This is a genomic window from Brevundimonas sp. NIBR10, assembly GCF_027912515.1.
Lineage (GTDB): Bacteria > Pseudomonadota > Alphaproteobacteria > Caulobacterales > Caulobacteraceae > Brevundimonas.
Map to the genome: position 1 here is coordinate 37,947 of NZ_CP115464.1, position 26,595 is coordinate 64,541.

A 26,595-nucleotide genomic window follows, 5' to 3' on the forward strand; every position below is an offset into this window, starting at 1 on the left:
ACCGTGCAGCCGCCTGTCGGAGCGTTTCATGATGTCCCCCCGCCGCCTTCTGCTCGCCTGCGTCTCGGGCGCTGTCCTGTTGTCGGCGACCGCCGCCCCGGCCGTAGTCCTCGCCCAGGCCGCGCCGGCCTCCGCCACGCAACAGGCCGCCGCCTGGCCCCAGGCGTCCAGCGACCTGCCCGCCGACCCGGCCGTCCGTTTCGGCAGCCTGCCCAACGGGATGCGCTATGCGATCATGAGGAACGCCACCCCCCCGCGTCAGGCCGCGCTGCGCCTGCGCATCGACGCCGGATCGCTGTCGGAGAACGACGACCAGAAGGGTCTGGCCCACTTCCTCGAACACATGGCCTTCAACGGCTCGACCAACATTCCCGAAGGCGAGATGACCAAGAATCTCGAACGCCTCGGCCTGTCGTTCGGCGGCGACACCAACGCCTTCACCTCCTTTGACCAGACCGCCTACACCCTGAACCTGCCCAACACCTCGGACGAGGTGGTGGACGCCAGCCTGTTCGCCCTGCGCGAGGTCGCCGGCGAGTTGCTGTTCACGCCGGAGTCGGTCGACCGCGAACGCGGGGTCATCGTCGGCGAGGAGCGCACCCGCGATACGCCGTCCTTCCGGGCCACCAAGGCCATGCTGCCCTTCCTGGCACCGGGCCAGCGTCTGGCCGACCGCCTGCCGATCGGCGATCTGGACATCATCCGTACCGCCCCGCGTGACCGGTTCGTCGACTTCTACCGCGCCTATTACCGGCCCGAACGCGCGACCTTGATCGCGGTCGGCGACTTCGATGTCGATGCAATGGAAGCCAAGATTCGCGAGAAATTCGCCGACTGGACCAACCCCGCCCCCAACGGCGCCGATCCGGACCTGGGCCAGCTTCAGCCGCGCGAGGCCGAGACCCGCATCCATGTCGAGCCGGGCACCCAGTCGACCGCCCAGATCTACTGGACCAAGGTTCATGACGCGGCCCCCGACTCCGTTGCGACGCGCCGCAAGGACCTGGTGCGCGGCCTGGCCCTGGCCGTGCTGAACCGGCGGATGTCCGAGATCTCGCGCTCGGCCAACCCGCCCTTCCTGGGCGGCGGCGCGGGCTATCAGTCGCTGTTCAACGCGGTGGATGCCGCCACCCTGGTCGTCGTCTTCAACCCCGGCGGCTGGCAGCGCGCCATCGAGACGGCGGAACAGGAACAGCGCCGTCTGGTCCAGTACGGCGTGGGTCAGGACGAGCTGGATCGAGAGATCACCGAATACCGCACCGCCCTGACGGCCTCGGTCGCCGGCGCCGGGACGCGCCAGACGACGGGTCTCGCCGGATCCCTGCTGAACACCGTCAACGATGACGAGGTCTTCACCGCTCCGGCCGACGATCTGAAACTGTTCGAGGCCGCCGTCGCCGGCCTGACCCTGGCCGAGGTCAATGCCGCCGCCGCCGAGACCTTTGCCGGCAACGGGCCCCTGGCCTTCGTGACCACCCCCGTCGCCATCGAGGGCGGCGAGGCGGCCGTCACCGCGGCCATCGAGGCCTCGCGTCAGGTCGCGGTCACCGCGCCCGCCGTCGCCGCCGCCGTCGAATGGCCCTATTCCGACTTCGGGACGCCCGGCACGGTCACGGCCAGGACCGAGGTCGCCGACCTGGGCACCACCTTCGTCACCTTCGCCAACGGGGTGAAGCTGACGGTCAAGCCGACGACCTTCGACGACGACCAGATCCTGGTCTCGGTGCGCGCCGGCAACGGCACCCTGGACCTGCCCAGTGATCGCGCCGTGCCGATGTGGGCCGCCGGTTCGGAAGTCACCGAAGGCGGCCTGGGCAAGCTGACCAAGACCCAGCTGGACCGCGTCACGGCGTCGAACGTCGTGGGCGCGGGCTTCGGGGCCGATCCCGACGCCTTCCAGTTCTCGGGCGGCACCCGTCCCGAGGATCTGGCGCTGCAGATGCAGCTTCTCGCCGCCTACTTCACCGACGCCGGCTGGCGGCCCGAGCCCTTCGATCAGGTCAAGGGCCAGATCGGCACCCAGCTGGACCAGATCGCGGCGACCCCCGGCGGAGCCTTTGGCCGCTACGGCGTGCCCATGCTCTACAGCGGCGACAAGCGGTTCGGCCTGCCGACCCCGGCCGATATCGCGGCGGCGCAACTGAGTGACCTGCGTCAGGTGATCACCGACTCGATCGCGCGCGGCCCGGTCGAGGTTATCGTCATCGGCGACGTGACGGTCGAGGACGCCATCGCCCAGACGGCAGCCACCTTCGGCGCCCTGCCGACCCGTCCCGTGGCGATGACTCCGTCGGAGGCTTCGGCCCGCATCCGCTTCCCGGCCCCGACCGCCGAGCCCGTCACGATCCATCACACGGGTGCGGCCGCCCAGGCCCTGGGCTATGTCGCCTGGCCGACCTTGGACGCCATCGGCGACCGCAAGCCGTCGCGCACCGTCAGCCTGCTGGCGCGTGTGCTGCAACTACGTGTCACCGACGAACTGCGCGAGAAGCAGGGCGTGGCCTATTCGCCGGGTGCCTCGGCGACCGCCTCGACCGTCTTCCCGGACTATGGCTACGCCTTCGTGCAGGCCGAGACCCCGCCCGACGCCCTGCCTGGCTTCTTCAAGAGCGTGGACGATGTCGCCGCGGCGTTGCGGGATGCGCCCGTGACCGAGGACGAACTGAACCGCGCCCGCCTGTCCGCCGTGGAGTCCATCCGTCGCAGCCAGGCCACCAACGGCTACTGGCTCGGTGCGCTGGAGAACGTCCAGGACGATGCGACCCAGCTGGCCGCCATCCGCACCTCGATCTCGGACCTGGAGGCTATCACCCCCGCCGACATCCAGAAGGCGGCCCAGAACTATCTGCTGCCCGACCGCGCCTGGCGGGCCCAGGTCACCGCCCAGGCGGCGGCCCAGTAAGAAAAAAGGCCCCGGCGTTCGCACGCCGGGGCCAGTTTCTTTCAGGATCGGCGATGACCGACACTGATCAATCTAGAGGGTCGTGCCTGTCGCCAGGCTGAACGGGTCCGTTCGAGCGGGTTCAGAACACCCGGCCGCCGACGCCGCCGTCCAGGGTCAGGCTGTAACCCACCGACATCGACGACGAGGCCTGGACGACCTGTTCCTCGTACTCGGTGTGGATCTCCTCGCGCCACAGGGTCAGGATCTTGATCCCGGCTCCGTAGCGACGCAGCAGCGACCGCTCGTTGCAGTCCCGCTCGTTGATCTGGGGCCTGCATTCGACGATGCCGCTGCCGACCGGCCCACCGGGGCCAGGCTGGCCGCCATACTGGGCCGCATAGGCGGACGCGCTGCCGGCCGCGGCACCTTCGGAATACCACAGGCTCTCGCCCTTCTGGCACATCACGGTCTCGCCGTGGTCGAAGCTGATCTGTTCGGCGAACTGGGCGATCGTGTACTGAAGCCGCGAGCCGGCGATGCAGCGATAGATCTCGCCGTTGTAGCCCGCCGCGATGTCGCGACCCGGCTGCACCTGGGACGCCGGGTGGGGAATGTTACGGTCGTCGATGCACAGGGCCTGGATCACGACGCGCGTCGCAGCCCAGCGCGACCGTTGCACCGCCTGCTGGATGACCTGGGCGGCCGCGCCGCCTTCGACGTTCAGCCCCTGGATCACCGTCGGATAGGGCTGGTCGACCGTGAAATAAGCCCCGCCCCCGCCACTGACGTAGACGTCACCGGCCCCGCGCGCGCGGATCAGATTGTCGCTGGAGTTGCTGTTGGAGTTCGAATTGGCGTTGGCGTTGATGTTCACATTGACGTTGAAATTGCCGTTGATGTTGCCACCCGGATAGTTGGGCGGCGGCGGCATCTCGCAGCAACTGTTGGGGGGCGACGGCGGGCTGGGCGGCGGCGGCGGGCTTTCGCAGCACGACGGCGTCGGCGGCGCGGTGCAGCACGGCGGGGGCGCAGGCGTGCAGCCCGAGGTACACTGGGCCGCCGCTTCGCCTCCGATCGCCGCCAGGACGAACGCTCCGAAGGCCGCGAGCAGCCAGGTCTTGATCCTCACCCGCATGGGCTGGGCTCCCGAAAAACAGTCAACTCAAAGCCATCCGTGCAAGGCGCGCGGACGGGTCCAAAGCGTATCTGCGGGCAAAACCCTTGCGTTTCCGTTGCGATTTTAACGCTGTTGCCGATCGGCGCAGGGCTTGCGGCGAGGTCTGCGAAGGACCCGTCCATGTTCCATTCCGGCACGCAGACCCTGATCGACCACTGGCTGGCCTTGCCGCAGGCCGCCCGCATCCCTGCGCGCGCCGCCTTCGATCCCATGGCCCTGGCCGGCCTGATGCCGCAGTTGTTCATGGCCGACCGCACCGATCCGGGCGCGCGGCTCCGCCTCGCCGGGGGCTGGATCGAACGCGCCCATGGCGGGTCCATGGGGGGTGTCGACTGGCTGACCCTGTGGCGCGAGGACGGTCGCCCCATGGTCGCCGCCGCCATCGTCCAGACCTTTCGCGAAGCCCGTCCCGTCGTCCTGGTCGCCGAGGCTGAGGGGCTGAGCGGACCGCTCGAGATCGTCATCGCCCCCCTGCGCAGCGCCTCCGGCGAGGCCGACCGGATCCTGGGCCTGTATCAGCCCCCCCATGCTGCGGATCGTCAGGCCGACGGCGTCGGCTCACTCTCGGCCCGGCTGTCGATCGGCGTCGGCCCCGTCGCCCGCGCCCCCCTCACCCTCGCCGCCATCGACGGCCGCCGTATCGCCTAGAGTTCGCGCAGGTTGGCGGCGAACCGCTTCCAGTTCTGCACATAGTGGGCCGCGCTCATCGTGATCCCCGCGACCTGACTGTCCGTCAGTTCCCGGACGACCTTGCCGGGCTGGCCCATGACCAGCGACCCGTCGGGGATCACCTTCCCCTCGGGGATCAGGCTGTTCGCCCCGATCAGACAGTTCTTTCCGATCACCGCCCCGTTCAGCACCACCGCCCCGATCCCGATCAGCGCGTTGTCGCCGACGGTGCAGCCGTGCAGCATCGCCTTGTGCCCCACGGTGACGTCACGCCCGATCAGCAGCGGCACACCTTCGTCCGCATGCAGTATGCTGCCGTCCTGGATATTGCTGTTCTCACCCACGCTCAGCGTATCGGTGTCTCCACGCAGCACCGCATTGAACCAGATACTGGCACCGGATTCGAGGATGACATCGCCCAGCACCACGGCATTGGGCGCGATCCAGTATTCCCCTGGCGGCGGAAGCTGCGGTTTCTTGTCACCCAGCGCATACACAGTCATCACGACACCGTCATATCTGAACGAAATGCGCCCTTTAACACTTCATGAACCACGATAGGCTCAAGGTGTTGAAGTGATTCGGGGCCTGTCTTTCGACCCCTTATCCGAAGCCGGATCAAGCCCGGTCCGGTCATATGCGGGGGCGAGTGCGTGGTGCGTTCGGTTCGGCGGCGAGTCCTCTCGCCGGAAGTTGGCCCTTCTTCCGATCCCGGATGCCCTGTCGGCGTCGCCCAAATCCTTCCCGTCTTCGTCCGAGGCGATGCTTTTGCAGCATCGCCTTTTTTCATGCCCCGCGCCGAGCGGCTCTCCCCGCCGGCGTCCCAAGGAATGAGGCAACCATGACCAAGCGTGCAGCCATGAAGCGCCAGACCCGTGAAGGGGTCTTCGATTCGCGCCAGTTCTCGGAGGATTCGAAAGTCCGCCGCCTGCCGACGCCGCACACGACCTCGGCCTGGTCGCCCCACCCCTCCAACGACGACCGGGACCAGAGCTATCTGAAGACCCTGAAGCCCAAGTCTGAGGGCCAGGCCGAACTGCTGAACGCCATCGACACCCACAATCTGTGCGTGGCGCTCGGGCCCGCAGGCACCGGCAAGACCTATCTGGCCGTCGCCAAGGCGGTCGAGGCGCTCGAGGCCGGCAAGGTCGGCCGCATCGTCCTCAGCCGTCCCGCCGTCGAGGCCGGGGAATCGATCGGCTTCCTGCCCGGTGCCATGGAGGACAAGCTGGCCCCCTATCTGCGGCCGCTCTACGACGCCCTGTCGGACCGGCTGACGATGAAACGGGTCGGGGCCCTGATGGCCGAGGGTCTGATCGAGATCGCACCCGTCGGATACATGCGCGGTCGCACCCTGAACAACGCCTTCATCGTCATCGACGAGGCCCAGAACTGCACCTACGTCCAGCTCAAGATGCTGCTGACCCGGCTGGGCTGGCACTCGACGATGGTCGTGACGGGCGACCCCGGTCAGACCGACCTGCTGCCGTCCCTCTCGGGTCTGGCCGACGTCGCGAACCGGCTGGAAGCGGTGCCTGAGATTGCCGTCGTCCGCCTGGCCGAACAGGACATCGTCCGTCATCCGCTGGTCGCGAGCATGATCGGGGTTTTGTAGGCCCGGTCCGCAATCGACAAGGCGAGGGCCGCCGGAGACATCCGGCGGCCCTTCATTTTTTACGCCGTCGCCGGGTTCGGCTTCTTCGCCTCGGCCGCCGTTTCGACCGCCAGAGCCTTGGCCCCCGGCGAGCCGGATTTCGGCCTGCCACCCAATCGATCCGTCAGCTTGAAGACGAACGGGTTTAGCGAGATCGACAGCAGGGCGGCGGCCAGGATCAGGTCGTGGGTCTGGGGCGTCAGGGCCCCCAGAGATACGCCGAGCGCGGCCAGGATGAAGCTGAACTCGCCGATCTGGGCCAGAGACGCCGCGATGGTCAGGCTGGTGGCGCGATCCAGCTTGAAGGCGAAGGTGATGACGAGCGCCGCCAACGCCTTGCCCAGGATGACGATGCCGAGGATGCCCAGCACCGTCAGCGGCTTCTCGACCAGGATCATCGGGTCGAACAGCATCCCGACCGAGACGAAGAACAGCACGGCGAAGGCGTCCCTCAACGGCAGCGACCGCTCCGCCGCATTGTGGCCCAGCGGCGACGAGTTCAGCACCAACCCGGCCAGGAAGGCCCCCAGGGCGAACGAGTGGAACATCGCATAGGCCACCCAGGCGATGCCGAGCGCGATGGCCAGGACGCCGAGCGTGAACAGCTCCCTGGACCGGGTATGGGCGATCTTGACCAGCACCCAGGGCAGGACGCGGGGCCCGATGACCAGCATGGCCCCGACGAAGACGGCGACCTTGCCCAGGGTCCAGCCGATGGATTTGGCGAGTTCCGGTCCGCTCAGGGTCTCGCCCGGCTGTACGATCAGCAGGGGCAGCAGGACCAGGGCGATGACGATGACGAGGTCCTCGACGATCAGCCATCCCACGGCGATGCCGCCGACCTCGCCCTTGACCTGTTTGCGTTCCTCCAGCGCGCGCAGCAGGACGACGGTCGAGGCGACGGACAGGGTGAACCCCATCAGGGCCGCCTCCAGATCGCCCATGCCCAGAAGTCGGCCCAGACCCCAGCCCAGGGCGGTGGCCGCCAGGATCTGGAAAATAGCGCCCGGCACCGCGACCTTGCGCACCTTCATCAGGTCGGCGGGCGAGAAATGCAGGCCCACGCCGAACATCAGCAGGATCACGCCGATCTCCGCCAGCTGAGGCGCCAGTTCGGTGTCGGCGACGAAGCCGGCGGTGTGCGGACCGACGAGGACACCCGCCACCAGATAGCCGACCAGGGGCGACAGTTTCAGCCGGTGGGCCAACATGCCGAACACGAAGGCGAGGACGAAACCTCCGACCAGGGTGAGGATCAGGCTGTCGGCGTGCGGCATCGGCGCTCCTGTGCGGGCGGGGTGTCTCTCTTGAGGTGAACGCTCCAGATGGGCGTCCGGGCCCCTTACGGCAAGGCTTTCGCGCGTCCCGGACCGGGTGATTCAACATCTAGAAGTCTGTGGACGACTGATTCGCACATCTTGCGTCCCTTAACGTTCCGTTTACGATTAGTGGTAGGCGAAACGATGTCAGGGCTGACGTCGGCGCCATATGTTGAATCCAATACCCCGGAGGGTGCCATGACCGCAGGCTGGACCGAAGACCGCGTAGGCGCTCTCAAGAAGCTCTGGCTGGAGGGGCAATCCGCGTCCCAGATCGCCAAGCAACTGGGCGGGGGCGTGACCCGCAACGCCGTCATCGGCAAGGTGCATCGCCTGGGCCTGTCGGGCCGCGCCACCCCGTCGCAACCGGCCCGCGCCGCCACCACCTTCCGCCCGGCCAAGACCCGCACCACCCCGCCGGTCCAGCCGACCGCACCCCGTCGGGTCGAGGCGGGGCGCATCGAAGCCGTTGCGCCGCGCCCCAATGTTCCGGTTCCCCCGACGCCTCTGGCCGTCGTCGCCGAACTGCCCGGCACCGCCACCGTCCTGACCCTCGGCGCCCATATGTGCAAATGGCCGATCGGTGATCCGTCCTCGCGCGAGTTCAGCTTCTGCGGCCGTCGCGCTTCCGAAGGCGTCTACTGCGGCGAACACGCCCGCGTCGCCTACCAGCCCCAGATCAAGAAGAACGGTGCCACCGAACTGGCGCGTTCGCTGCGCAGGTATGTCTAGGGCGCTACCGCTCGCGAGGCGGTCGCGCGCTGCCTGAGCGCGACGGGTCTCTTCACCAGAAGGGCCGCCGCCAGATCATCGGCGCTCGATGGCGTCTACAAGCCACCCCGCACCGGCTCCCCAGTCGGCGGGACACGGGGCGGGGCTGCGGTTATCCGGGTTGACGCAGCCCCAGCCACCGCTCCTTTTTGCGCTATCGCTCGCCGCGCGGTGGCTCCGCTGCTTGAGCGCAGGTTTTTTGCGCTACCGCTCGCCGCGCGGCGGCTCCGCTGGTTGAGCGCCGGATTTTTGCGCTACCGCTCGCCACGCGACGGCTCCGCTGCTTGAGCGCGAAGGCGCGGGCGTCGTCAGTTCAGCACCCGCTTATGACCCGGCACATCCAGGCTGAAGGCCGGGATCGCCGCCTCGAACACCCGGCCCGCGCTGTCCGTCATCGCATAGGTGCCGACCATGGAGCCTGACGGGGTCGGCAGCGGACAGCCCGAGGCATAGGAATAGCTGTCGCCGGGCGCGATCACCGGCTGGTCGCCCACCACGCCAGGCCCGCGCACCTCCTCGACCCGCCCATGGGCATCGGTGATGATCCAGTGGCGCGAAATCAACTGCACGGGTGCCGCGCTCAGGTTGACGATCTCGATCTGATAGGCCCAGACCCAGCGCCCCGCCTGCGGATCGGACTGGCCCGCCAGATAGCTGGGCCGAACCTTGACCAGGACGCCTTCGGTTTCGGCGGTGTAGGCGGGCGTATCGTACATTCTTTGGGCCTATCGCGCGGTCGCGCTACTTGAGGCCGTCAGGGCCCAATGCGGTGTCGCGCCGTCAGGCTTTCGCTTCAACCCTCTTCCTTTGCGCCGTTGCCGTGTATTGGCTTCAAGGATGAGCTCCATCGACCTTTCCCGACCGGGCATCCTGCCCTGCCAGTCCATCGAGGCCCTGATCGCCACGGGCGCGATCACCTCGCAAACTCCGTTCGACGCCGATCAGGTCCAGCCCGCCAGCCTGGACCTGCGCCTGTCCGACCGCGCCTGGCGGGTGCGAGCCTCCTTCCTGCCGGGCCAGAGGCTGGTCGCCGACCGGATCGCCGACGTCTCCATGCATTCGATCGACCTGTCGGGCGGCGTCGTGCTGGAAAAGGGCTGCGTCTACATCGCCGAGCTTCAGGAGCGGCTCAGCCTGCCCAAGGGACTGATCGCGCGCGCCAACCCCAAGTCCTCGACCGGCCGCATCGACGTTTTCGTGCGCCTGCTGACCGACCGGGGCGCCAGTTTCGACGATGTGGCGGAAGGCTATGACGGGCCGCTCTATCTGGAGATCGCGCCCCAGACCTTTTCCATCCTGGTCCGGCCCGGAACCCGGCTGAACCAGCTGCGGCTCAAGGCCGGCGAGCCGCCCAGGCTGGAGACCCGCAGCGTCGGCGTCGATCTTCAGGGCGGCGATGTCGTCGGCTTCCGCGGCCGTCGCCACGCCGGTGTCGTCGATCTGGACCGCATCGACGGCCACGACCCGCGCGACTTCTGGGAGCCCCTGACCCTGCGGCGCGGCGAACTGCTGCTGGACCCCGGCGAGTTCTACATCCTGGCGTCCAACGAGGCGGTCGAGATCCCGGTGCTCCAGGCCGCCGAGATGACCCCCATCGACCCCAGCGTCGGCGAGTTCCGCGTCCACTACGCCGGCTTCTTCGACCCCGGCTTCGGCACGGACGAGGCGCATGGCGCGGGGTCAAAGGGCGTGCTGGAGGTTCGCACCCACGACACCCCCTTCCTGCTGGAACACGGCCAGATCGTCGCCCGGCTGGTCTACGAACCCCTGACCGAAAAACCGACACGCCTCTATGGCGAGGGTGGCAGCCACTACCAGCGCCAGGGCCTGAAGCTGTCGAAACATTTCAGCCCCTGGGCCTGACCGGGTGGGCGGCCTGAAGCGCACCCTCGCCCGGCTGACCCGGCGGTTCCGACCGGCGGCCCAGGCGGTCACGACCGACCACTATGAAGCCCTGGGTCCCGATCTGGGTCGCGTGCGGCTGGCGGGCGGGCTCTCGCTCTACGTCGATCCCCAGGACGGCGACATCAGCGGCAGTCTGATCCGGCGCGGCTATTGGGAGCGGTGGACCACCCTGTCGGTGCTGTCCCTCATCCGTCCCGGCGACCGGATCGTCGAGGTAGGCGCCAACCTCGGCTACTACACCGTACTGATGGCCGATGCCGTGAGGCCGACCGGCTCGGTGCTAGCGCTGGAGGCCAATCCCCGGCTAGCCGACCTGGCCCAGCGGTCGCTGGCGCTGAACGGGTTGGACGATCGTGCGCGCGTGCTGGCCCAGGCGGCGCTTGACCGAATGGGGACGGTGTCCTTCGTGACCTCGCGCACCGTCTCCGGCGGCGGCCATGTCGCCGTGCTGGACCAGCCGCCGTTCGCCGATTCCGAAGTCATCGAGGCCCCGGCCGCGCGGCTCGACGACCTGATCCAGGGTCGCGTCGACCTGATCCGCATGGACGCCGAGGGCTCCGAGCCCTTCGTCATGACCGGTGCCGAACGCATCCTGAGCGACAATCCCGACATCGTGGTCTGCATGGAATGGAGCCCGGTCCAGATCGTGTCGCGCACCGACCCGGCCGCCTTCGTCGATCGAATGGCCGCCGACGGGTTCCGGTTCTGGCGGATGGAACGCGACGCCAGGCTCACACCCCTTTCGATCGATGCCCTCAAGGCGGCAGGCCACACCGACATCGTCGCCTGCCGCCGCGATCCGCGATGCAGATAACTCTCTCCTCCGCTCATCCAGGCGAAAGCCGGGACCCCGTGCTTTGGGCGATGGACAACGACCGTGGGGTCAGCCCTCCATCCCGGACACAGAGCTTCGCGAAAGAACTGGGCCCCGGGTTTCGCCGGGGTGAGCGGAAGTGTGGTTTCAGCCGTTCGCCAGCCCTACACCGCGGCCACCGCCCGCTACAGGCTCGACGGCAAGAAGCTTGATCCGGAACACCATCACCGAGTTCGGCGGGATGTCGCCCTTGTCCTGATCGCCGTAACCCAGCGCCGGCGGCACATAGAGCACCCACTCGTCACCGGCCTTCATCCGTTGCAACGCCTCGGTCCAGCCGGGCACGACCTCATCGACGTGGGTGGCATAGGGCACGCCCTTCTGGAACGAGGAATCGAAAACCGTCCCGTCGGTCAGCGCGCCCTCGTAATCCACCATGACCAGGTCGTTGCGGTCCGGCGTCGGGGCCCCCGGCGGTCCCGACTGCACGACCTTGTACTGCAAGCCACTGGGCAGGGTCTGCACCCCCGCCGCCTTGGCGTTGTTCGCCATCCACGCCGCTGCGACCTCGGCGTTCTTCGCCGGATCGACGCTGGGCACCGCCTCGTGAGCCCGACCACAGGCCGCCACGGCCAGAATCGCCGCGGCCGTCGCCGCCGCAAAGATTAGTTTGGTCGCGTTTTCTTGACGCGAACCGGTGTCCAATTCGCTTGAAAACGCTCTAACCCATCCGAAGCGCATAGCCCTTGTCCTTCAACGCCTGCCCGATCTCGTCGGCGTGGGCGCTATCGCGTGTTTCGACCATGATGTCGAACTCGGCACCCTTGGCCGGGACGTCGAGCGCCAGACGGTTGTGGACGACGTCGATGATGTTGCCTCCGAGCCCCCCGATCACCGCCGCCATGGCCGACAGCATCCCCGGCCGGTCGTCGCCCAGGATGCGATAGGTCAGCAACCTCCGTTCACGGACCATCTCGCGGTTCAGCACCACGGCCAGCATCCGCGCGTCGATATTGCCGCCACACAGCACCAGTCCGACCTTCATCCCCGCGAACTTTTCGGGATAGCGCAGCAGGGCCGCCAGCCCCCCGGCCCCCGCCCCTTCGGCCACCGACTTCTCATAGGTCGCATAGAAGGCGACGGCCTTCTCGAAATCCTCCTCGGCGCAGACCAGAACGTCCTCGACCAGGGGATTGGCGATGGCGAAGGGGATGTCGCCGACGTCCTTGACCGCGATCCCCTCGGCGATCGTCGCCCCGCCGCATTTGGAGTCCACGCCCGCGCGCCGCGCCGCGAAGGACGGATACATCTCGGCCTCGACGCCGAAGATGCGGATGTCCGGCTTCATCGCCTTGGCCGCCACCGCGCATCCGGCGATCAGCCCGCCGCCGCCGATGGGAATGATGAGGACATCGAGATCCGGCGCATCCTCCAGGAACTCGATCGCGCAGACACCCTGGCCCGCCACGATGCCTTCGTCGTCAAAGGCCGAGATGAAGACCAGCCCCTCCTCGTCGCGGAACCGGTGCGCCTCGGTGGTCGAGCCGGTGAAGTCCGAGCCCTTGATGACCACGGTCGCCCCGTGGCTGCGTGTGCCGTCCACCTTGGTGAAGGGCGTACCCTCGGGCATCACGATGGTCACCGGCACGCCCAGCCGTCCGCCGTGATAGGCGAGGGCCTGGGCATGGTTTCCGGCCGAGGCCGCCACCACGCCGCGCCGCCTCTCGTCCTCGGTCAGGGACAGCAGACGGTTCAGCGCGCCGCGCTCCTTGAAGCTGCCGGTGAAGTGGAGGTTGTCGTACTTCACCCAGACCTCGGCCCCGGTCAGCTGGGACAGGCGGCGAGAGTGACGCACGGGGGTCCGGTCCACCTGACCGGCGATCCGCCCCTGCGCGGCCTGGATATCGGCGAAGACGACGCTCATGGGACCACACTCCGACACCGGGCCTCGTTCTCGCCCGACCCGACTTGTGGCGCGCGTCATCGGTCCTCGCAACCTTGACCTTGGGCCCCGCGTTTGGCGTATGTCGCCCAAGGTCCGGTCGCGCAGAATCGGACGGGTTTAGGGAACCGCACCATGACCACGCGTTTGCGTCCACCGCTGGCAGTTCGGCCGCTGACCGTTCTGTCGCTCGCCGCCATGGCCGTGATGGGTGCCGCCTGCGCCCCGACGACGATGAGCGGCCCCATGGTGCCGCCGCCGCCACCCTCGACGGCCTTCAGCGCTGAAGCCTTCGCCTGGTCCACGGCGGGCGGGCGTAACGGGATCGAGGGCAGGGTCAGCTTCCAGCGCGAGGGCGCGGCCTATGCCTGCACCGGCTCGGTCGCCCTGACGCCCGACACCCCCTACACGCGCCAGCGGTTTGCGACCCTGTACGGTTCGACCAGTCAGGCAGCGGTTCCCGAGGCCGTGGTCCGTGCCCGCACCGTCGCCGATCCGAACGCCGACTATCGTTCCTTCGTGCGCTCCACGACCTGCACCGAGGGCCGCTTCACCTTTGCGGGCCTGCCGGACGGTGGCTGGTTCATCATTACCCCCGTCAGCGCCGGCGGAGAACGGGTGATCCTGATGCGCCGGGTGGTGACCCGGGGCGGCCGCGTCTTGACCGTCACCCTGTAACGCTGTTCCATGGTTAACGGAGCCAGAACGGCTCCGCCTGGCCTGAGGCGTTCACCATGATTTCGCGTATCATCGTCGCCGCTGCGGCCCTCATCCTCGGGACGTCCTCGGCAGTCCAGGCCCAGGTCCATACCAGCCAGGCCTATGCAGCGCAGTCCTATGGCGCGCAATCCTACGGCTATTCCAGCCAGACCTACTCCAGCCAGGGCTACGGCTATGGCCAGGGTCGTGCCTCATCCTATGACCGGTCCTGCGGTTCCTCCTGCGACCGTCGCCACGATCGTGGTCCACGCCGACCCTATGCCTTCAACGGCCAGCAGGACGTGCCGGGAGACTTCCGCTGCGACGCCTACTGGGATCGGGGCCGCACCGACTGCGACGCCCGCTGGCGGGACCAGAGACAATATCGCGGCACGCCGAGACGCTCCTATTCGACCAGCCGCCCCAGCTATGGCGGGCCCGCGATCTATCCCGGCGAGTACGGCCGCCCCGACGTCGTCTATTCGGGGGGCTACAGCCATGGCCAGACCTATGCCGACCCGCACGGCCATAACCACACAACCTACGCCCAGTATGGCCGCGATCCTCAGCGCATCAACTGGTGCTGCGCCGAGTACCGATCCTACGACCCCGCGACCGGCTATTACACGGCCTACAGCGGCCAGCGGGTCTTCTGCGGCTGATCCGTCCACGGAAAGGTGATCGGTCGAGCGCCGTTCGCCTTTGTTTGGCCTTTCCGGGCGTCCCTGACTGAACCTTCAGTTCAGTGGGGAGCGCGTCCATGTCCCAGCATAACATCAGCGGATCCGAAGCCTTCGACCGCACGCCCAAGGTCTATATCCGTAACGTCCGCACCGGCGGCATGCGTCGCCGACGCACCCGCACCGCCATCGCCTTCGTGGCGGGTGCAGCGGCGGCGATCGTCGGCGGAGTCGTCGGCGCGATCGTCCTGTTCGGACCGGGTCTGGCGGGCGGCTGAGCCGTCACGGCAATGACGCATCACGCTCTGGACAACACCGTTCGACCATGATCGTCTAGGGTCCTACTCGGGGGTCTGGACATGATCGCAGCGGTTGAACCACGCGTTTCCGCCAGGCCGCGATTGCCTCGCGACCGGATATTCTTCACCACCATGGCCATCATCGTGCTGATCAGCACGATCGTGGGCTTCGCGCCGAGCTACTATCTGCGGGGAACCCTCCCCCCGGCCCACCCTTATGAGCCGCTGAATCTGCTGGTCCATCTGCATGGACTGGTCTTCTCCCTCTGGATCCTGCTCTTCGCGGTTCAGGCGGGGCTGGTCGCCGGCGGCAAGGTCGCTGTCCACAGGCGGTTAGGCGTCGCAGGCCTGGTCTTGGTCACATTGATGATTCCGCTGGCGATCCTGGTGGCGCTGCACGGCGTCGACCGGCCGCTCACGGCACCACCCGGAATTCCGCCGCTGTCTTGGCTCGCGGTGCCGCTGCTCGACATCCCCGTCTTCTGCGGACTGATCGTGGCGGCCTTGGCCTTCCGTAGGACACCGGCGACGCACAAGCGGCTGATGATGCTGGCGATGTTCGACATGCTCCAGCCCTCTCTCGGTCGGATGACACTGCCGATCGATCAGCCGTTCAAGGGGCTGCTACCTCTGCTGTTCGTCGTCGCCCTGGTCCTATGGGATCTCTACACGCTCAAGCGTGTGCATCCCGCGACCCTGATCGGCGGACTGGTCGTGGCCGTGGTCATGATCGCGACCCCGATGGTCTGGATGACGCCGGCGTGGCTGGCCTTCGCGGGATGGGCGGCCGGCCTCGTCGGCTGACCTCCCGACTGTCCACGCGTCAGGCCAGCCAGACCATCATCCGCGTATCGGTGGGTTCACCCCGCGCGCGGCTGAACTGACGCCGGGTCTCGCCGGTGTACAAAAACCCCGCCTTTTCCAGCACGCGGCCCGAGGCCGGGTTGTCCGAGAAATGGCCGGCCATCAACGCCCGCCTGCGCCACTTGCGGCTGGCCCAGACGGTGGCCGCCTCCAGCGCCTCGGTGGCAAAGCCCCGGCCCCAGAACTCGCGCCCGATCCAGTATCCCGTCTCGGGCACCCGATCCCCGCTCTCGAACAGGCCGATGACCCCGACAGGGCCCGCGTCCTCATGCTCGATCAGGAAGGTGTTGGCCCGCGCCGGGTCCTGGCCCGCGACCGAGATCACGAAGTCCTCGGCGTCGCCGGTGCCGAACGGATGGGGCATCCGGCAGGTCATGCGGGCGATGTCGGGATCATTGGCCAGGGCGGCGATGCGGCTCACGTCCTGGGGCGCGGGCGCACGAAGGACCAGTCGCCGGGTCTCGATGACCGGGGAGGTTTCGATGATGCACATGGCGTTCGCCTCTCTCATTCGGTCCGCCTCCTTTTGAGGGCTCGGGCGGACTTCGAGGCGGGGAAACGCAAACGGGGAGCCTGTGATCCAGACTCCCCGCGGAAAATTTCCCTGGTCCGGATCGGCTGCTGTTTCAAGCAACACGATCCGGGATTTCCAGTCGTGCTACTCGGCGGCGAGCGCCACTTGATCGTCGTTCGCCGGAAGGATCGACACGTAACAACGGCCGTTGGCTTTCTTGGTGAATTTCACCGCGCCGTGCTCGAGGGCGAACAGGGTGTGGTCGCGACCCATGCCGACGTTGTCGCCGGGGTGGAAGGTCGTGCCGCGTTGGCGCACGATGATGTTGCCGGCCACGACCTGCTCGCTGCCAAACTTCTTCACGCCGAGGCGCTTGGAATGGGAGTCGCGACCGTTACGCGACGAACCACCGGATTTCTTGTGAGCCATGGGTTTGCTCCTCTTTCTCTGCGCTACCGGCCTTGCGGCCTGGTTGAGCGCGTCTCGTGGGGTCGCGCTGGGTAGCGCGGTTGTTCTTTAGGCTTCGTCGGTCTCGGCGGGCTTGGCAGCCTTCTTCGCCGGGGCCTTCTTGGCGGGTGCGGATTTCTCGACGACGACGGCGTCGACCTGAGCTCCGTCATGATCGGCGACGACGGTTTCGGTCGAACCCAGGTCCGAGGTCGCTTCGCGCTTGGCCAGGCCACGGGCGCGCAGGTTGATCTCGGCCTTGGTCATCAGATTGACCGTGCCGTCCCACTTGGCGCTCTCGCCGGCGCCTTCGATGCCGGTGATCTGCAGGACCGATTCCATCTGGCGATGGCCGTTGGTCCGGCGATAGCCCTGACGACGGGTCTTCTTGAAGATCTTGATCTTCTCACCCTTGCGGGTCTCGATCAGGGTCGCGCCGACGAAGGCACCGTCGATCATCGGAGCGCCCAGCGTGACGCCGTTGTCGCCGCCCAGCATCAGGACGCTGTCGAACTTCAGTTCCTGGCCAGCGTCGCCGTCAAGCTTTTCGACAACGATCGTGTCGCCCGGTTGGACCCGGTACTGCTTGCCGCCGGTTTTGATCACCGCGTACATGTTGAGCCTCAGCGTAACGCAAAAAAGATAGCGCCCGCCGGGTGACCCCGCGGGCGAAGAGCGGCGACATATACGGACCGACCCCGACGAGTCAACGCAAAAGGCCCGGGGCGTGGCCCGAAAACAGCCTCGCCGCCTGAAATGACACGACTCTCTAGCCCGTCCGCGCTCCACCGTGCAAAGAGCAGTCAGGCCATAGAGATATCAGCATGACCCCCGATACCGACAAGAGACTGGTCGCCGCGCGACGCATCACGGCCCATGTCGCCGACCTGCTTCAGGCCGACCTGTCCCTGCGCCTGTGGAACGGCGAGGTCCTGCCGCTGGGGCCCAACGCCCGCGACGACATCCAGATTGTCATCGCCCGCCCGTCGGCGGTGCGCCGCCTGATGCTCAAGCCCGGCCTGATGACCCTGTTCGAGATGTTCGCCACCGGCGACATGCGGATCGAGGGCGGATCGCCCCTGGACGCCGCCGACCGCTGGGACCACGGTCGCGCCATCCACCTGGCCAAACGCGCCGACAAGGGACTGATCGCCAAGGCCGCCCTGCCCTTCCTGTTCGACGGCTCGGACGCCGGCGCGACCCAGCTGCCCGAATGGGACAAGACCGGCAACGACGGCATCGGCGCCGACAAGGCCGGCCGCAGCGACAAGGACTTCATCCAGTTCCACTATGACGTCGGCAACGACTTCTACGCCATCTTCCTGGATCCGGAGATGGTCTATTCCAGCGCCTATTTCACCGACCATAACGCGACGCTGGAAGCCGCCCAGGAAGAGAAGCTGGACCGGATCTGTCGCAAGCTCCGTCTCCAGCCGGGCCAGAAACTGCTCGACGTCGGCTGCGGCTGGGCCGGCCTGTCGTGCTGGGCGGCAAAAAACTACGGCGTCACCGTCCACGGCGTGACCTTGTCCCAGGCGCAGCTCGACTACGGCCGCGCCAAGGTCGAGCGCGAGGGCCTGTCCGACAAGATCACCCTGGAGCTCAAGGACTACCGCGACGTCGTCGGCGAATATGACGCGATCAGCCAGGTCGAGATGTTCGAACACGTCGGTTTCGCCAACCACGAACGCCACTTCCTGGAGATGAAGCGGCTGCTGAAACCGCGCGGCCTGTATTTCCACCAGGCCTCGGTGCGGCGCGGCGGGCTGAACCCGATCAAGGCCACCAACACCACCAAGGTCATCACCCGCTTCATCTTCCCCGGCGGCGAGCTGGACACCATCGGCATGACGGTGACCAACCTGGGCCGTCTCGGCTTCGAAACCCTGGACGTCGAAGACATGCGCGAGCATTTCGAACTGACACTGAAACACTGGGAGGACCGGCTCTATGCCCGGCGCGAGGACGCCTATGCCATGGTCGGCGAGGCCCGCACCCGGCTGTGGCTGATCTATTTCGCCCTGTTCAAGAAGAGCTTCGAGCGCGGATCGGTGCTGGTCTATCAGACCGTAGCCCAGAAGCGCCGTCCCGGCCCGTCCGGCCTGCCGCTTGATCGCGCCAGCCTCTATGCACCGCGCAAGTCGCCCGCCGTGGTCAAGACGCCGGTCGCCGCCGTCAAGCGCAGTCTCAAGACCAAGGTCGTCGACGCCATCGCCAAGGCGACCCGGCCGAGGAAGCCGAAAGCCTAGGCCCGACCCGCCTGCCCCGACAGCATTCCCGCATCGACGCCCAGGCCGGCGAGCGCGCGCGCCCATTTCGTCTCGTGGGCCTCATCGAAGATGACGTCCATGTCGGCGTCGGCGGTCAGCCAGACGTTTTCGCCCAGCTCGTCCTCCAGCTGGCCCTCGCCCCAGCCTGCATAGCCCAGCAGCAGGGTCGAGCGTTTCGGTCCCGCCACATCGGTCATGGCTATCAACGCGTCCCGGGTCCCGGTCATGGCCAGGCCGTCGACGAAGGGCACGCTGGTGTCGCGGTTCATCCAGTCGTCGGTGTGCAGGACGAAGCCCCGCTCCTTGTCCACCGGCCCGCCGACCAGTACCGGCCGGCCCGCCGCACTGTCGGGCGCCGGGATCTGCAGCTTCGAGAGCACGGACTTCAGATCGACCATCGGCGCAGGCCGGTCGAGCCTGAGGCCCATCGCGTGTCCCGGCTCATGCACGCAGACCAGTATAACTGCGTGCTCGAAACGCGGGTCCCCGATGCCGGGCATCGCCACCAGCAACCGTCCCACGAGCGAGTCGAATTCAGCCATGACCGTATGATTGGCGCCCCTCCGGCGTTTCGCAAGGCGTGATGGGGCGTTCGCGGGCTTGGCGGCGGGATCGGGCGCGCCTATCTGCGGTCCGCGACCCCTTCTCACACCCTCAAAGCCCCCGGAGCCTTCCATGACCATCCAGATCGGCGACACCATCCCCACCGCCACCCTCGGCACCCCCACGGCGGAAGGCCCCAAGCCGATCACCACCGACGAGATCTTCAAGGGCAAGACCGTCGCCCTGTTCGCCGTCCCCGGTGCCTTCACCCCGACCTGCTCGGCCCGCCACCTGCCCGGCTATGTCGACAACGGCGCGGACTTCAAGGCCAAGGGCGTGGACACCATCGCCTGTTTGTCGGTCAACGATCCCTTCGTCATGGGTGCCTGGGCCAAGGCCACGGACGGTGCCGAGGATATCCTCATGCTGGCCGACGGTTCGGGCGACTTCACCCGCGCGGTGGGCCTGACGCTGGACGCGCGCGGCTTCGGCATGGGCGAGCGGTCGCAACGCTACTCGATGCTGGTCAAGGACGGCGTCGTTACCGAGCTGAACATCGAACAGGGCGGCGAGTTCAAGGTCTCCGCCGCCGAGCATCTGCTGGCGCAGCTTTAGTTGGGGCGCTTCGCGCCGCGCTAACGCTCGCGACGCGGTCGCTCGCTGCTTGAGCGCGTTCTCCTCCCCGTCGTGCAGCGATGGGGAGGTGGATCCGAGCCTCTTGGCGAGGAGACGGAGGGGGCGACACGGTGTCGGACCGGAGCGACAGGAACCCTACAACTCAGGCCGCTACGGTCTCCACGGCATCGTCCTGATCCGCGCCGGCCGACAGCACCTTTTGCAGGGCACCCAGCAGGGCCGGCGGGGTCAGGGGCTTGGACACGAAATAGGTCATTCCGGCCGCCATACAGGCGGCGACATCGTCGGGGCTGGTGTCGGCCGTGACCGCGATCACGGGCACATCCGCATTGATCCCGCCGCCCGCGCGCAGCCGTCGGGTCGTCTCGCGGCCGTCCAGTTCGGGCATCCGCACATCCATGAAGATGACGTCGAAGGCCTCGACCTCGCACAGTCTCAACGCCGCCATCCCGTCGGCCGCCGTGGCAATGTCGCAGCCTAGCGGCGTCAGGATCAGCTCGACGGCGCGGCGATTGATGTCGTGGTCATCGACCACCAGAACCCGCAGAGGCCGATCCGCATCCTTGTCCTCGACATCGGTCGGAGCGGCCTCGATTGTGGTGGCGGCCGCCACCGGCTCGACCTGAGCCGCCGGCACCACATCGGGCCCTCCGAGCTGACCCAGTATCTCGTCCAGGCTCGGCGAAGCGGCCGTTGCGGGCAGGGCCTGTGACGTCACCTCGGCCTTGACGGGCTCAACGACAGCGACCGGCGCTGCCACCCGCCGTTGCGCCGCGCGCGAGGCCGCGATCAGGTCGGCGGAGATGTCGGCGCGGGTCTCCGCATCCAGCGGCGCCATCGCGGAAATCTCATGCGTCGCCTCGCCCAGGACCAGCGACAGGGTGAAACAGGCTCCCTCGCCCGGCGCGCTGCGCGCGGTCAGCCGACCGCCCATCAGGGAAGCCAGTTCGCGGCTGATGGACAAGCCCAGGCCACTGCCGCCATGGCGCGCGCTGATCCCGTCTGCCGTCTGGTCGAAGGCGGCGAACAGACGGGCCATCTGGTCGCGCGTCATCCCGGGGCCGGTGTCGGCGACCTCGATCAGCAGGGCGTGACCCGAGGGCTCTTCCGGCCAGGCCTTGAGCCGCAGGGTGACCGATCCCGTCTCGGTGAACTTCAGGGCGTTGGAAATCAGGTTGTTCAGTATCTGGCGCAGACGCATCGCATCGCCGCGCGCCATGGCCGGCATGTCGCGGGCCCCCTCGACCCGCATGCTCAGCCCCTTGGCCCGCACCGGACCGGTCCACAGACGCAGGGTCTGGGCCAGCATGGCGCGCAGGTCGAAATCCTCGGCCTCCACCGTCATCCGTCCGGCGTCGAGCTTGGAGTGGTCCAGAAGGTTGTCGAGCAGCGCCTTCATCATCAGGCCGGCGTCGGTGATCAGGGCGGCGTGGGCGCGCGCGCTGGCGTCGGTGGCGACCCGGTCCATCTCGGCCGAACCGGTCAGGATGGCCCCGATCGGGGTGCGCAGGTCGTGGCCGATCGCAGCCAGGAAGGCCGACCGGCCGGCCAGCGTCGCCTCGGCCTGTTCGCGACGTTCCTCGGCGATCCGGCGCGCGTGGTTCTCCGAGATGTAAGCCTTCTCGATACTGCGCCAGGTCGACAGGCAATAGGCGCCGAAGACGCAGATCGCGATCACTGAGGCTGTGACGAAGCTGGGCGCGGCGCCGTGCAGCGTCATCAGGATCGGGGTGGCCAGCAGATACAGGAACTGTGGCGTGATCGTCAGGGCCAGCACCGTGGCCGAACGCGGCGAGTTGACCACCGCATAGATGGACCCGGACGCGAGCACGATGGAGGCGCAGACACCGCCCATGACGCCGCCGGTCAGCCACAGGATCACCGACAGACTGCCGAAACTGGCCGCGTTCATGAACAGGATCAGACCGCCCAGCGCGATGCGCCAGGGCGGCATCCGCCCCACGGTCGTCTTGGTGATCGGCGCGAAGATCATGGCGTCGACGAGTTGAACGGCGAAATAGAAGACGACCCAGGGAATCGACACGGTCCACCCCAGGATCGGGGTGAAGATCAGGGCCGTCGCGGCCCCCATGCCCATGCGTTGAAGCAAGGCCTTGCGGCGCTGACGCACGGCCTCGGCCCAGTTGTCGGCGGTCGTCTGGATCGTGACCTCCGTCATGCGCGTCCTCACCGGCCATTTCGGCCACCTGGACGCAGTATGGCGGAGCGGCCCTAACGCTCCGTCAACGACCGGCGCGCGAGGCCTCGAAAGTGCTCGCAAAGCCGTCGGCGCGCAGGCGCGCGGCCAGGTCGCGCTTGATCCGGCCGACCAGTCCGGGCCCTTCATAGACCAGGGCGGAATAGATCTGGATCGCCGCCGCACCCGCCCGGATCCGCGCATAGGCGTCCTCGCCGGACGCGATCCCGCCGACCCCGATCAGGGGCAGACGCCCCGCCGCCGCCTCCGCCGCCGCACGCAGCGCGGCCAGGGCCAACGGCTTCAACGGTGCCCCCGACAGCCCCCCCGATTGTCCGGCATCCGGCGACGTCAGGCCCGGTCGTTCCAGGGTGGTGTTCGACACGATCAGGGCGTCGATCCCGTGCGCCAGGGCCGCTTCGACGATCATTCCGACCTCGGCCGAGGTCAGGTCGGGCGCGATCTTGAGGAAGACCGGCGCACGCCCGCCGTCTGCACCCCGCGCCTCCGCGACCCGGCCCAGCAGGTCGTCCAGCGCCTCGCGCCCCTGGAGCGCACGCAGCCCCGGCGTATTGGGCGACGAGATATTGACCGTGAAATAGTCGGCCAGGCCATCGAGCCTTTGCAGGTCCGCGACATAGTCCGCCGCCTTGTCCTCGGTATCCTTGTTGGCCCCCAGATTGCCGCCCACGACCACGCCCGGCGGCCGGTCGGCGAGCCCTGCCGCAAAGGCTTCGAGCCCGCGATTGTTGAACCCCATTCGGTTGATGACCGCCCGATCCTCACTGAGGCGGAACAGACGCGGACGGGGATTTCCCGCCTGGGCCAGGGGCGTGACCGAGCCGCATTCGATGAAGCCGAACCCTAGCCGCGAAAGCCCCCTCAAGGCCTCGGCGTTCTTGTCCAGTCCGGCCGCGAGTCCCACCGGATTGCTCAGGTCCAGCCCGGCGATCCGGGTCGCCAGGATCGGGTCATCCGCCCTGGCCCGCGGCAGGGGCAGGGTCTTCAGCGCCGTGATCGCCCAGCCGTGCGCATCCTCGGGATCGAGCCGCCGCAGGGCCGCCGCGCCGAGATCGGACAGGCTCACGCCGCATCCTCGAACTGCACGGCCCCGTCCGTCCCGACGCCGAACCCCCGCCGCCCCGTCACCGCCGCGATCGGCAGCGGCCCATAGATGTGCGGGAACAGCTGGCCACCCCGCGACGGCTCCCACACCACCGTCTCACCCAGGGCCGTGAGGTCCACGGTCAGACACATCAGGTCGGCGCGCCCGGCGTAATGCTTGCCCGCCGTCTCGGCGAACTGATCCCCGGTCGACAGATGGATATAGCCGTCGGCGTGGTCGACCTCCGACCCGGCATAGGCACCGTCCGCGACGATGCCGTCCCATTCCTGGGCCGCGATGATCTTGTAAGCCGTGGTTTCGCTCATTCGTCCGCGCCGCCGCCGAAGGCCTTGGGCGTCAGATAGCCGTCGTAGGCGCAGCGGCCCGCGACATCGACCTCGAACACCGCCGCCGCCGCGGTGGGAAAGCCCGCCGCCATCCGGTCCAGCACGCTGGGCGAGGCCGCGCTCTCGACCAGAAATTCATGCGCCAGCAGATGGATTCCCGGATTGTGGGCCAGCACCAGCAGGCATCCCGCCTCGTCCTCGGCGCCCTCGACGAAGCGGCGGATCACATCGGCCGTGGCGTTGTAGAGGTCGGGCAACAGCCGCACCTCGACGTCGCCGAACGCCTCCTGCAACAGATCCCAGGTCTGGCGCGTGCGGGTCGCGGACGAGACCAGGGCCAGATCGGGCCGCAGTCCCTTCTCGAAAAGGACCCGCCCCATCAGCAGGCCATCCTCCCGTCCCCGCGCGGTCAGGGCACGGTCGCGGTCGTGGCCCGAGGCCGCCGCCCGTTCGGTCTTGGCGTGTCGCATGAGAATGAGGCGGTGCATGGATCGGCTTTAGCCCACGAATCAGGCCCGCGCCTAGAACTCCGGCCTGCGACTTGCGGGCTGGGGGACCAGATCGGGCGACGCGACCCTGACCTTGGCCGCCGATCCCGACGGCCGCACTCGCGCATAGGCCTGGCGCGAGGCCTCCAGCAGGATCAGCCCCGCCGCCCCCGGCGCCACCATCCCGCCCATCTGCTCGATCCCGTCGGCCAGCCCCAGCAAAGGGGTCCAGGGCGGCGTGTACAGGGTCTGGGACCAGGCCGTCGGCTCCAGCCCCACCTGACGCACCAGCCGCTCCAGCTGACGGCGTGTGAACGGCCGCCCATGACCGAACGGCGTCGCCTCCGCCCGCGCCCACAGGCCGCCCCGGGCCGCCACGGCCAGGATGATACGCCCCGCCGGGGCCATGGCCCGCACCGCCTCGGTCAGCAGGGCCGCCGGATCGTCGGCCTCCTCCAGCGCATGGATCAGCAGGATCCGGTCAAAGGCCCCCGCCGCGAACGGCAGGCGTTTCTCGTCGACCAGAAGGGTGCGGTTGCGCCCGGCGGCGGGCCAGAGTTCGACCCCCTGCCCGCCCGGCATGGCCGCCACGATCCGGCGCGCCCCGACGAAGGCGTCCAGCCACGGCGTCGCATAGCCGATCCCCAGGATGTCGCTGCCCACGGCCTCGCCCCAGGCGTCATCCAGCCGCCGCGCCACCAGCCGGCGCACCAGCGCTCCAGTAGGCTCGCCATAGAAGGCGCGAAGATCCTCGATGCTGCGACGCATGGGGCGCACTATATGCTAAACACCCTCACCCCGTCGCCCGGAGAAACCCCATGGCCCTGACCGTCCACATCTTCCCGGTCCTCAGCGACAACTACGCCTTCCTGCTCCGGGACGATGCGACGGGCCAGGTCGCCACCGTCGACACCCCGGACGGCGACGCCATCCTGGCGGAACTCGAGCGGCTCGGCTGGGGCCGGCTCGACCTGATCCTGAACACCCACTGGCACCCCGACCACGCCGGCGGAAACGCCGCAATCCAGGCCGCGACCGGTGCTCGCATCATCGGCCCGGAAGAGGTCCGCCGCATCGCAACCGTCGATCAGGTCGTCACCGGCGGCGACCTCGTCATGCTGGGCCAGACCCGGTTCGAGGTCACCTCCGCCCCCGGCCATACCCTGGGGCATATCCTGTATCGTTCGACAGCGGATGCCATCGCCTTCGTCGGCGACACCCTGTTCCCGCTCGGCTGCGGGCGACTGTTCGAGGGCACGGCCGAGCAGATGTGGTCCAGCCTGTCGGCCATCGCCGCCTGGCCCGACCGGACGGTCCTGTACGGCGCCCACGAATACACCGCCGCCAACGCCCGCTTCGCCCTGTCAATCGACGACCGGCCCGAGATGGCCGACCACGCGGCCGAGATCTTCGCCATGCGCGAGCGGGGCGAGTTCACCGAGCCCACGGTCCTGTCGGTCGAAAAGGCGTTCAACCCGTTCCTGCGCGCGCGCGATGCCGACGACTTCGCCGCCCGCCGCGCCGCCAAGGACGCTTTCAAAGGTTAGTCGCGGACCACGGCCTGGATGATCCGGGTCGAGGACGGGCGGCCGGTGATCCCCTGGTTCGGATGCACCGTGACGCGCAGGTCGCCGTTGACATAGGCGACCGAGGCCGCCCGCCCCTCGGTGATCGTCACCGACTGCAGTCCGTTCAGCTGGGCCCGCGTCGTCGGCGACCCCGCCATGCGCAGCACCGCGTCAGTCGAGACCATCAGGGCGTCGACGCACAGGGCCTCGTCCCGCTCGCCGTCCAGTTGGACCACGACCAGACGGCCCAGGGCGCGGCTGATGGCGGAACTGCGCTGGTACATAAGATTGGCCAGGGCCACCGGCCCCAGCATCGGCCGTTCCAGCGCCGGCGCCGGTCCGGCCATCGAGGCGGGCGAACCGTTCGGCGCCCGCGCCGAATACAGGGTCACCCCCCCGTCCGGCGTCACCCTCAGAACCTGGGCCCCGCCGTCGTTGCGATAGATGATGTCCCCGCGCGGCGCCGCATTGGGCCGCAGGGCCCAGACCTCGTTGCGGCTCTGGAAGCGGAACAGCGGCCGCGCCCCCGACCGGTCGAAGATGAAGGTCTCGCCGCTCTCGGACACATAGCGGCCGGTCGGCGGCTGGGTCCGGTTGGGGCGGGGGATGGACCGGTTCTGCTCGGCCTGGGCGTTGCTGCGGACCTGGGCCTCGACCGGTGTCGCCACCGAGCCACAGGCCAGCACGACGCCGACGACCACGGCGAACGCCATCGTCGCCGGAGCGGGCGTCAAAGCCGTCTCTCGCCGTGTGAACCTCATGCCCTCACGGATGCGATCGCCACACGGCGGTTTTGGGGCAGG

29 protein-coding genes are annotated in these 26,595 nt (G+C 68.1%); 13 read left to right on the top strand and 16 right to left on the bottom strand.

The features are described 5' to 3' along the window. The first annotated feature begins 28 nt into the window (after positions 1-28). Positions 29-2,902, top strand: coding sequence for a M16 family metallopeptidase (locus O5K39_RS00185; protein WP_271145291.1), 2,874 nt, complete (start codon positions 29-31; stop codon positions 2,900-2,902). A gap of 121 nt (positions 2,903-3,023) precedes the next feature. Here the strand turns inward: O5K39_RS00185 and O5K39_RS00190 are convergent, their stop codons facing one another. Further along, positions 3,024-4,019 (bottom strand): hypothetical protein, encoded by a 996-nt coding sequence (locus O5K39_RS00190; RefSeq protein WP_271145292.1) that lies wholly within the window; start codon positions 4,017-4,019, stop codon positions 3,024-3,026. A 162-nt stretch (positions 4,020-4,181) separates the two neighbouring features. Here O5K39_RS00190 and O5K39_RS00195 point away from each other — a divergent pair, with 162 nt between their 5' ends. Beyond that, a complete protein-coding gene (locus O5K39_RS00195) occupies positions 4,182-4,709 on the top strand; it encodes a PAS domain-containing protein (RefSeq protein WP_271145293.1) in 528 nt (175 codons plus the stop codon). Here O5K39_RS00195 and O5K39_RS00200 read toward each other — a convergent pair. Beyond that, a complete protein-coding gene (locus tag O5K39_RS00200; RefSeq protein ID WP_271147200.1) occupies positions 4,706-5,233 on the bottom strand; it encodes a gamma carbonic anhydrase family protein in 528 nt (175 codons plus the stop codon). The genes O5K39_RS00195 and O5K39_RS00200 overlap by 4 nt on opposite strands. 338 nt (positions 5,234-5,571) lie before the next feature. On the opposite strand from O5K39_RS00200, the gene O5K39_RS00205 reads away from it, so the two are divergent. Continuing rightward, entirely contained in the window at positions 5,572-6,345 is a 774-nt protein-coding gene (locus tag O5K39_RS00205; protein WP_271145294.1) for a PhoH family protein, read from the top strand. Positions 6,346-6,404: 59 nt separating this feature from the next. On the opposite strand, the gene O5K39_RS00210 is transcribed toward O5K39_RS00205, so the two are convergent. Beyond that, positions 6,405-7,661, bottom strand: a complete 1,257-nt coding sequence (locus O5K39_RS00210) for a cation:proton antiporter (RefSeq protein WP_271145295.1) — start codon at positions 7,659-7,661, stop codon at positions 6,405-6,407. Positions 7,662-7,901: 240 nt separating this feature from the next. On the opposite strand from O5K39_RS00210, the gene O5K39_RS00215 reads away from it, so the two are divergent. After that, complete coding sequence (locus O5K39_RS00215) at positions 7,902-8,435, top strand: GcrA family cell cycle regulator (protein WP_271145296.1); 534 nt, start codon at positions 7,902-7,904, stop codon at positions 8,433-8,435. Positions 8,436-8,782: 347 nt separating this feature from the next. Here O5K39_RS00215 and apaG read toward each other — a convergent pair whose 3' ends face one another. Continuing rightward, positions 8,783-9,190, bottom strand: coding sequence for a Co2+/Mg2+ efflux protein ApaG (apaG, locus tag O5K39_RS00220; protein ID WP_271145297.1), 408 nt, complete (start codon positions 9,188-9,190; stop codon positions 8,783-8,785). 121 nt (positions 9,191-9,311) lie between these two features. Between apaG and O5K39_RS00225 the strand changes: the two genes are divergently transcribed. Both O5K39_RS00225 and O5K39_RS00230 read left to right on the top strand, forming a co-directional pair. Further along, complete coding sequence (locus tag O5K39_RS00225) at positions 9,312-10,337, top strand: 2'-deoxycytidine 5'-triphosphate deaminase (RefSeq protein ID WP_271145298.1); 1,026 nt, start codon at positions 9,312-9,314, stop codon at positions 10,335-10,337. 4 nt (positions 10,338-10,341) lie between these two features. Beyond that, positions 10,342-11,193 (top strand): FkbM family methyltransferase, encoded by an 852-nt coding sequence (locus O5K39_RS00230; RefSeq protein WP_271145299.1) that lies wholly within the window; start codon positions 10,342-10,344, stop codon positions 11,191-11,193. A gap of 147 nt (positions 11,194-11,340) precedes the next feature. Here O5K39_RS00230 and O5K39_RS00235 read toward each other — a convergent pair whose 3' ends face one another. Further along, positions 11,341-11,898 (bottom strand): FKBP-type peptidyl-prolyl cis-trans isomerase, encoded by a 558-nt coding sequence (locus tag O5K39_RS00235; RefSeq protein WP_271145300.1) that lies wholly within the window; start codon positions 11,896-11,898, stop codon positions 11,341-11,343. Between the two features lie 16 nt (positions 11,899-11,914). Next, positions 11,915-13,117, bottom strand: a complete 1,203-nt coding sequence (locus O5K39_RS00240; protein WP_271145301.1) for a threonine ammonia-lyase — start codon at positions 13,115-13,117, stop codon at positions 11,915-11,917. A gap of 153 nt (positions 13,118-13,270) precedes the next feature. Here O5K39_RS00240 and O5K39_RS00245 point away from each other — a divergent pair, with 153 nt between their 5' ends. From O5K39_RS00245 to O5K39_RS00260, 4 genes are all read left to right on the top strand, one after another. Further along, a complete protein-coding gene (locus tag O5K39_RS00245) occupies positions 13,271-13,813 on the top strand; it encodes a hypothetical protein (RefSeq protein WP_271145302.1) in 543 nt (180 codons plus the stop codon). A gap of 56 nt (positions 13,814-13,869) precedes the next feature. After that, on the top strand, positions 13,870-14,496 hold the full coding sequence (locus O5K39_RS00250; protein WP_271145303.1) for a BA14K family protein: 627 nt from the start codon (positions 13,870-13,872) through the stop codon (positions 14,494-14,496). Positions 14,497-14,594: 98 nt separating this feature from the next. Next, positions 14,595-14,792, top strand: a complete 198-nt coding sequence (locus tag O5K39_RS00255; RefSeq protein ID WP_271145304.1) for a hypothetical protein — start codon at positions 14,595-14,597, stop codon at positions 14,790-14,792. A gap of 153 nt (positions 14,793-14,945) precedes the next feature. Beyond that, a complete protein-coding gene (locus O5K39_RS00260) occupies positions 14,946-15,617 on the top strand; it encodes a hypothetical protein (RefSeq protein ID WP_271145305.1) in 672 nt (223 codons plus the stop codon). Between the two features lie 19 nt (positions 15,618-15,636). On the opposite strand, the gene O5K39_RS00265 is transcribed toward O5K39_RS00260, so the two are convergent. From O5K39_RS00265 to rplU, 3 genes are all read right to left on the bottom strand, one after another. After that, complete coding sequence (locus O5K39_RS00265; protein WP_271147201.1) at positions 15,637-16,170, bottom strand: GNAT family N-acetyltransferase; 534 nt, start codon at positions 16,168-16,170, stop codon at positions 15,637-15,639. 165 nt (positions 16,171-16,335) lie between these two features. Then, positions 16,336-16,620, bottom strand: a complete 285-nt coding sequence (gene rpmA / locus O5K39_RS00270) for a 50S ribosomal protein L27 (RefSeq protein ID WP_271145306.1) — start codon at positions 16,618-16,620, stop codon at positions 16,336-16,338. Between the two features lie 87 nt (positions 16,621-16,707). Next, on the bottom strand, positions 16,708-17,253 hold the full coding sequence (gene rplU, locus O5K39_RS00275; RefSeq protein ID WP_271145307.1) for a 50S ribosomal protein L21: 546 nt from the start codon (positions 17,251-17,253) through the stop codon (positions 16,708-16,710). 209 nt (positions 17,254-17,462) lie between these two features. Here rplU and O5K39_RS00280 point away from each other — a divergent pair, with 209 nt between their 5' ends. After that, positions 17,463-18,887, top strand: a complete 1,425-nt coding sequence (locus O5K39_RS00280) for a cyclopropane-fatty-acyl-phospholipid synthase family protein (protein ID WP_271145308.1) — start codon at positions 17,463-17,465, stop codon at positions 18,885-18,887. Here the strand turns inward: O5K39_RS00280 and O5K39_RS00285 are convergent. Further along, positions 18,884-19,450: a YqgE/AlgH family protein gene (locus O5K39_RS00285; RefSeq protein WP_271145309.1), complete on the bottom strand. Its 567-nt coding sequence runs from the start codon at positions 19,448-19,450 to the stop codon at positions 18,884-18,886. The two genes, O5K39_RS00280 and O5K39_RS00285, sit on opposite strands and share 4 nt — an antisense overlap. Before the next feature lie 133 nt (positions 19,451-19,583). Here O5K39_RS00285 and O5K39_RS00290 point away from each other — a divergent pair, with 133 nt between their 5' ends. Further along, positions 19,584-20,066, top strand: coding sequence for a peroxiredoxin (locus O5K39_RS00290; protein ID WP_271145310.1), 483 nt, complete (start codon positions 19,584-19,586; stop codon positions 20,064-20,066). A gap of 163 nt (positions 20,067-20,229) precedes the next feature. Here O5K39_RS00290 and O5K39_RS00295 read toward each other — a convergent pair whose 3' ends face one another. From O5K39_RS00295 to O5K39_RS00315, 5 genes are all read right to left on the bottom strand, one after another. Beyond that, the gene (locus tag O5K39_RS00295; RefSeq protein WP_271145311.1) at positions 20,230-22,266 is read right to left on the bottom strand and encodes an ATP-binding protein; all 2,037 of its coding nucleotides are present in this window, start codon (positions 22,264-22,266) and stop codon (positions 20,230-20,232) included. Between the two features lie 64 nt (positions 22,267-22,330). After that, positions 22,331-23,371, bottom strand: coding sequence for a quinone-dependent dihydroorotate dehydrogenase (locus O5K39_RS00300; RefSeq protein WP_271145312.1), 1,041 nt, complete (start codon positions 23,369-23,371; stop codon positions 22,331-22,333). Continuing rightward, a complete protein-coding gene (locus tag O5K39_RS00305; protein WP_271145313.1) occupies positions 23,368-23,715 on the bottom strand; it encodes a DUF952 domain-containing protein in 348 nt (115 codons plus the stop codon). Before O5K39_RS00305 ends, O5K39_RS00300 begins: the two co-directional genes overlap by 4 nt. Then, complete coding sequence (locus tag O5K39_RS00310) at positions 23,712-24,224, bottom strand: histidine phosphatase family protein (RefSeq protein WP_271145314.1); 513 nt, start codon at positions 24,222-24,224, stop codon at positions 23,712-23,714. Before O5K39_RS00310 ends, O5K39_RS00305 begins: the two co-directional genes overlap by 4 nt. A gap of 33 nt (positions 24,225-24,257) precedes the next feature. Next, positions 24,258-24,992, bottom strand: a complete 735-nt coding sequence (locus O5K39_RS00315) for a methyltransferase domain-containing protein (protein ID WP_271145315.1) — start codon at positions 24,990-24,992, stop codon at positions 24,258-24,260. 50 nt (positions 24,993-25,042) lie between these two features. Here O5K39_RS00315 and gloB point away from each other — a divergent pair, with 50 nt between their 5' ends. Beyond that, on the top strand, positions 25,043-25,771 hold the full coding sequence (gloB, locus tag O5K39_RS00320; protein WP_271145316.1) for a hydroxyacylglutathione hydrolase: 729 nt from the start codon (positions 25,043-25,045) through the stop codon (positions 25,769-25,771). Here gloB and O5K39_RS00325 read toward each other — a convergent pair. Then, positions 25,768-26,526 carry a DUF4908 domain-containing protein gene (locus tag O5K39_RS00325; protein WP_271145317.1) on the bottom strand — a complete coding sequence of 253 codons (759 nt, stop codon included), beginning with the start codon at positions 26,524-26,526 and terminating at the stop codon, positions 25,768-25,770. The genes gloB and O5K39_RS00325 overlap by 4 nt on opposite strands. Positions 26,527-26,595: the final 69 nt, after the last annotated feature.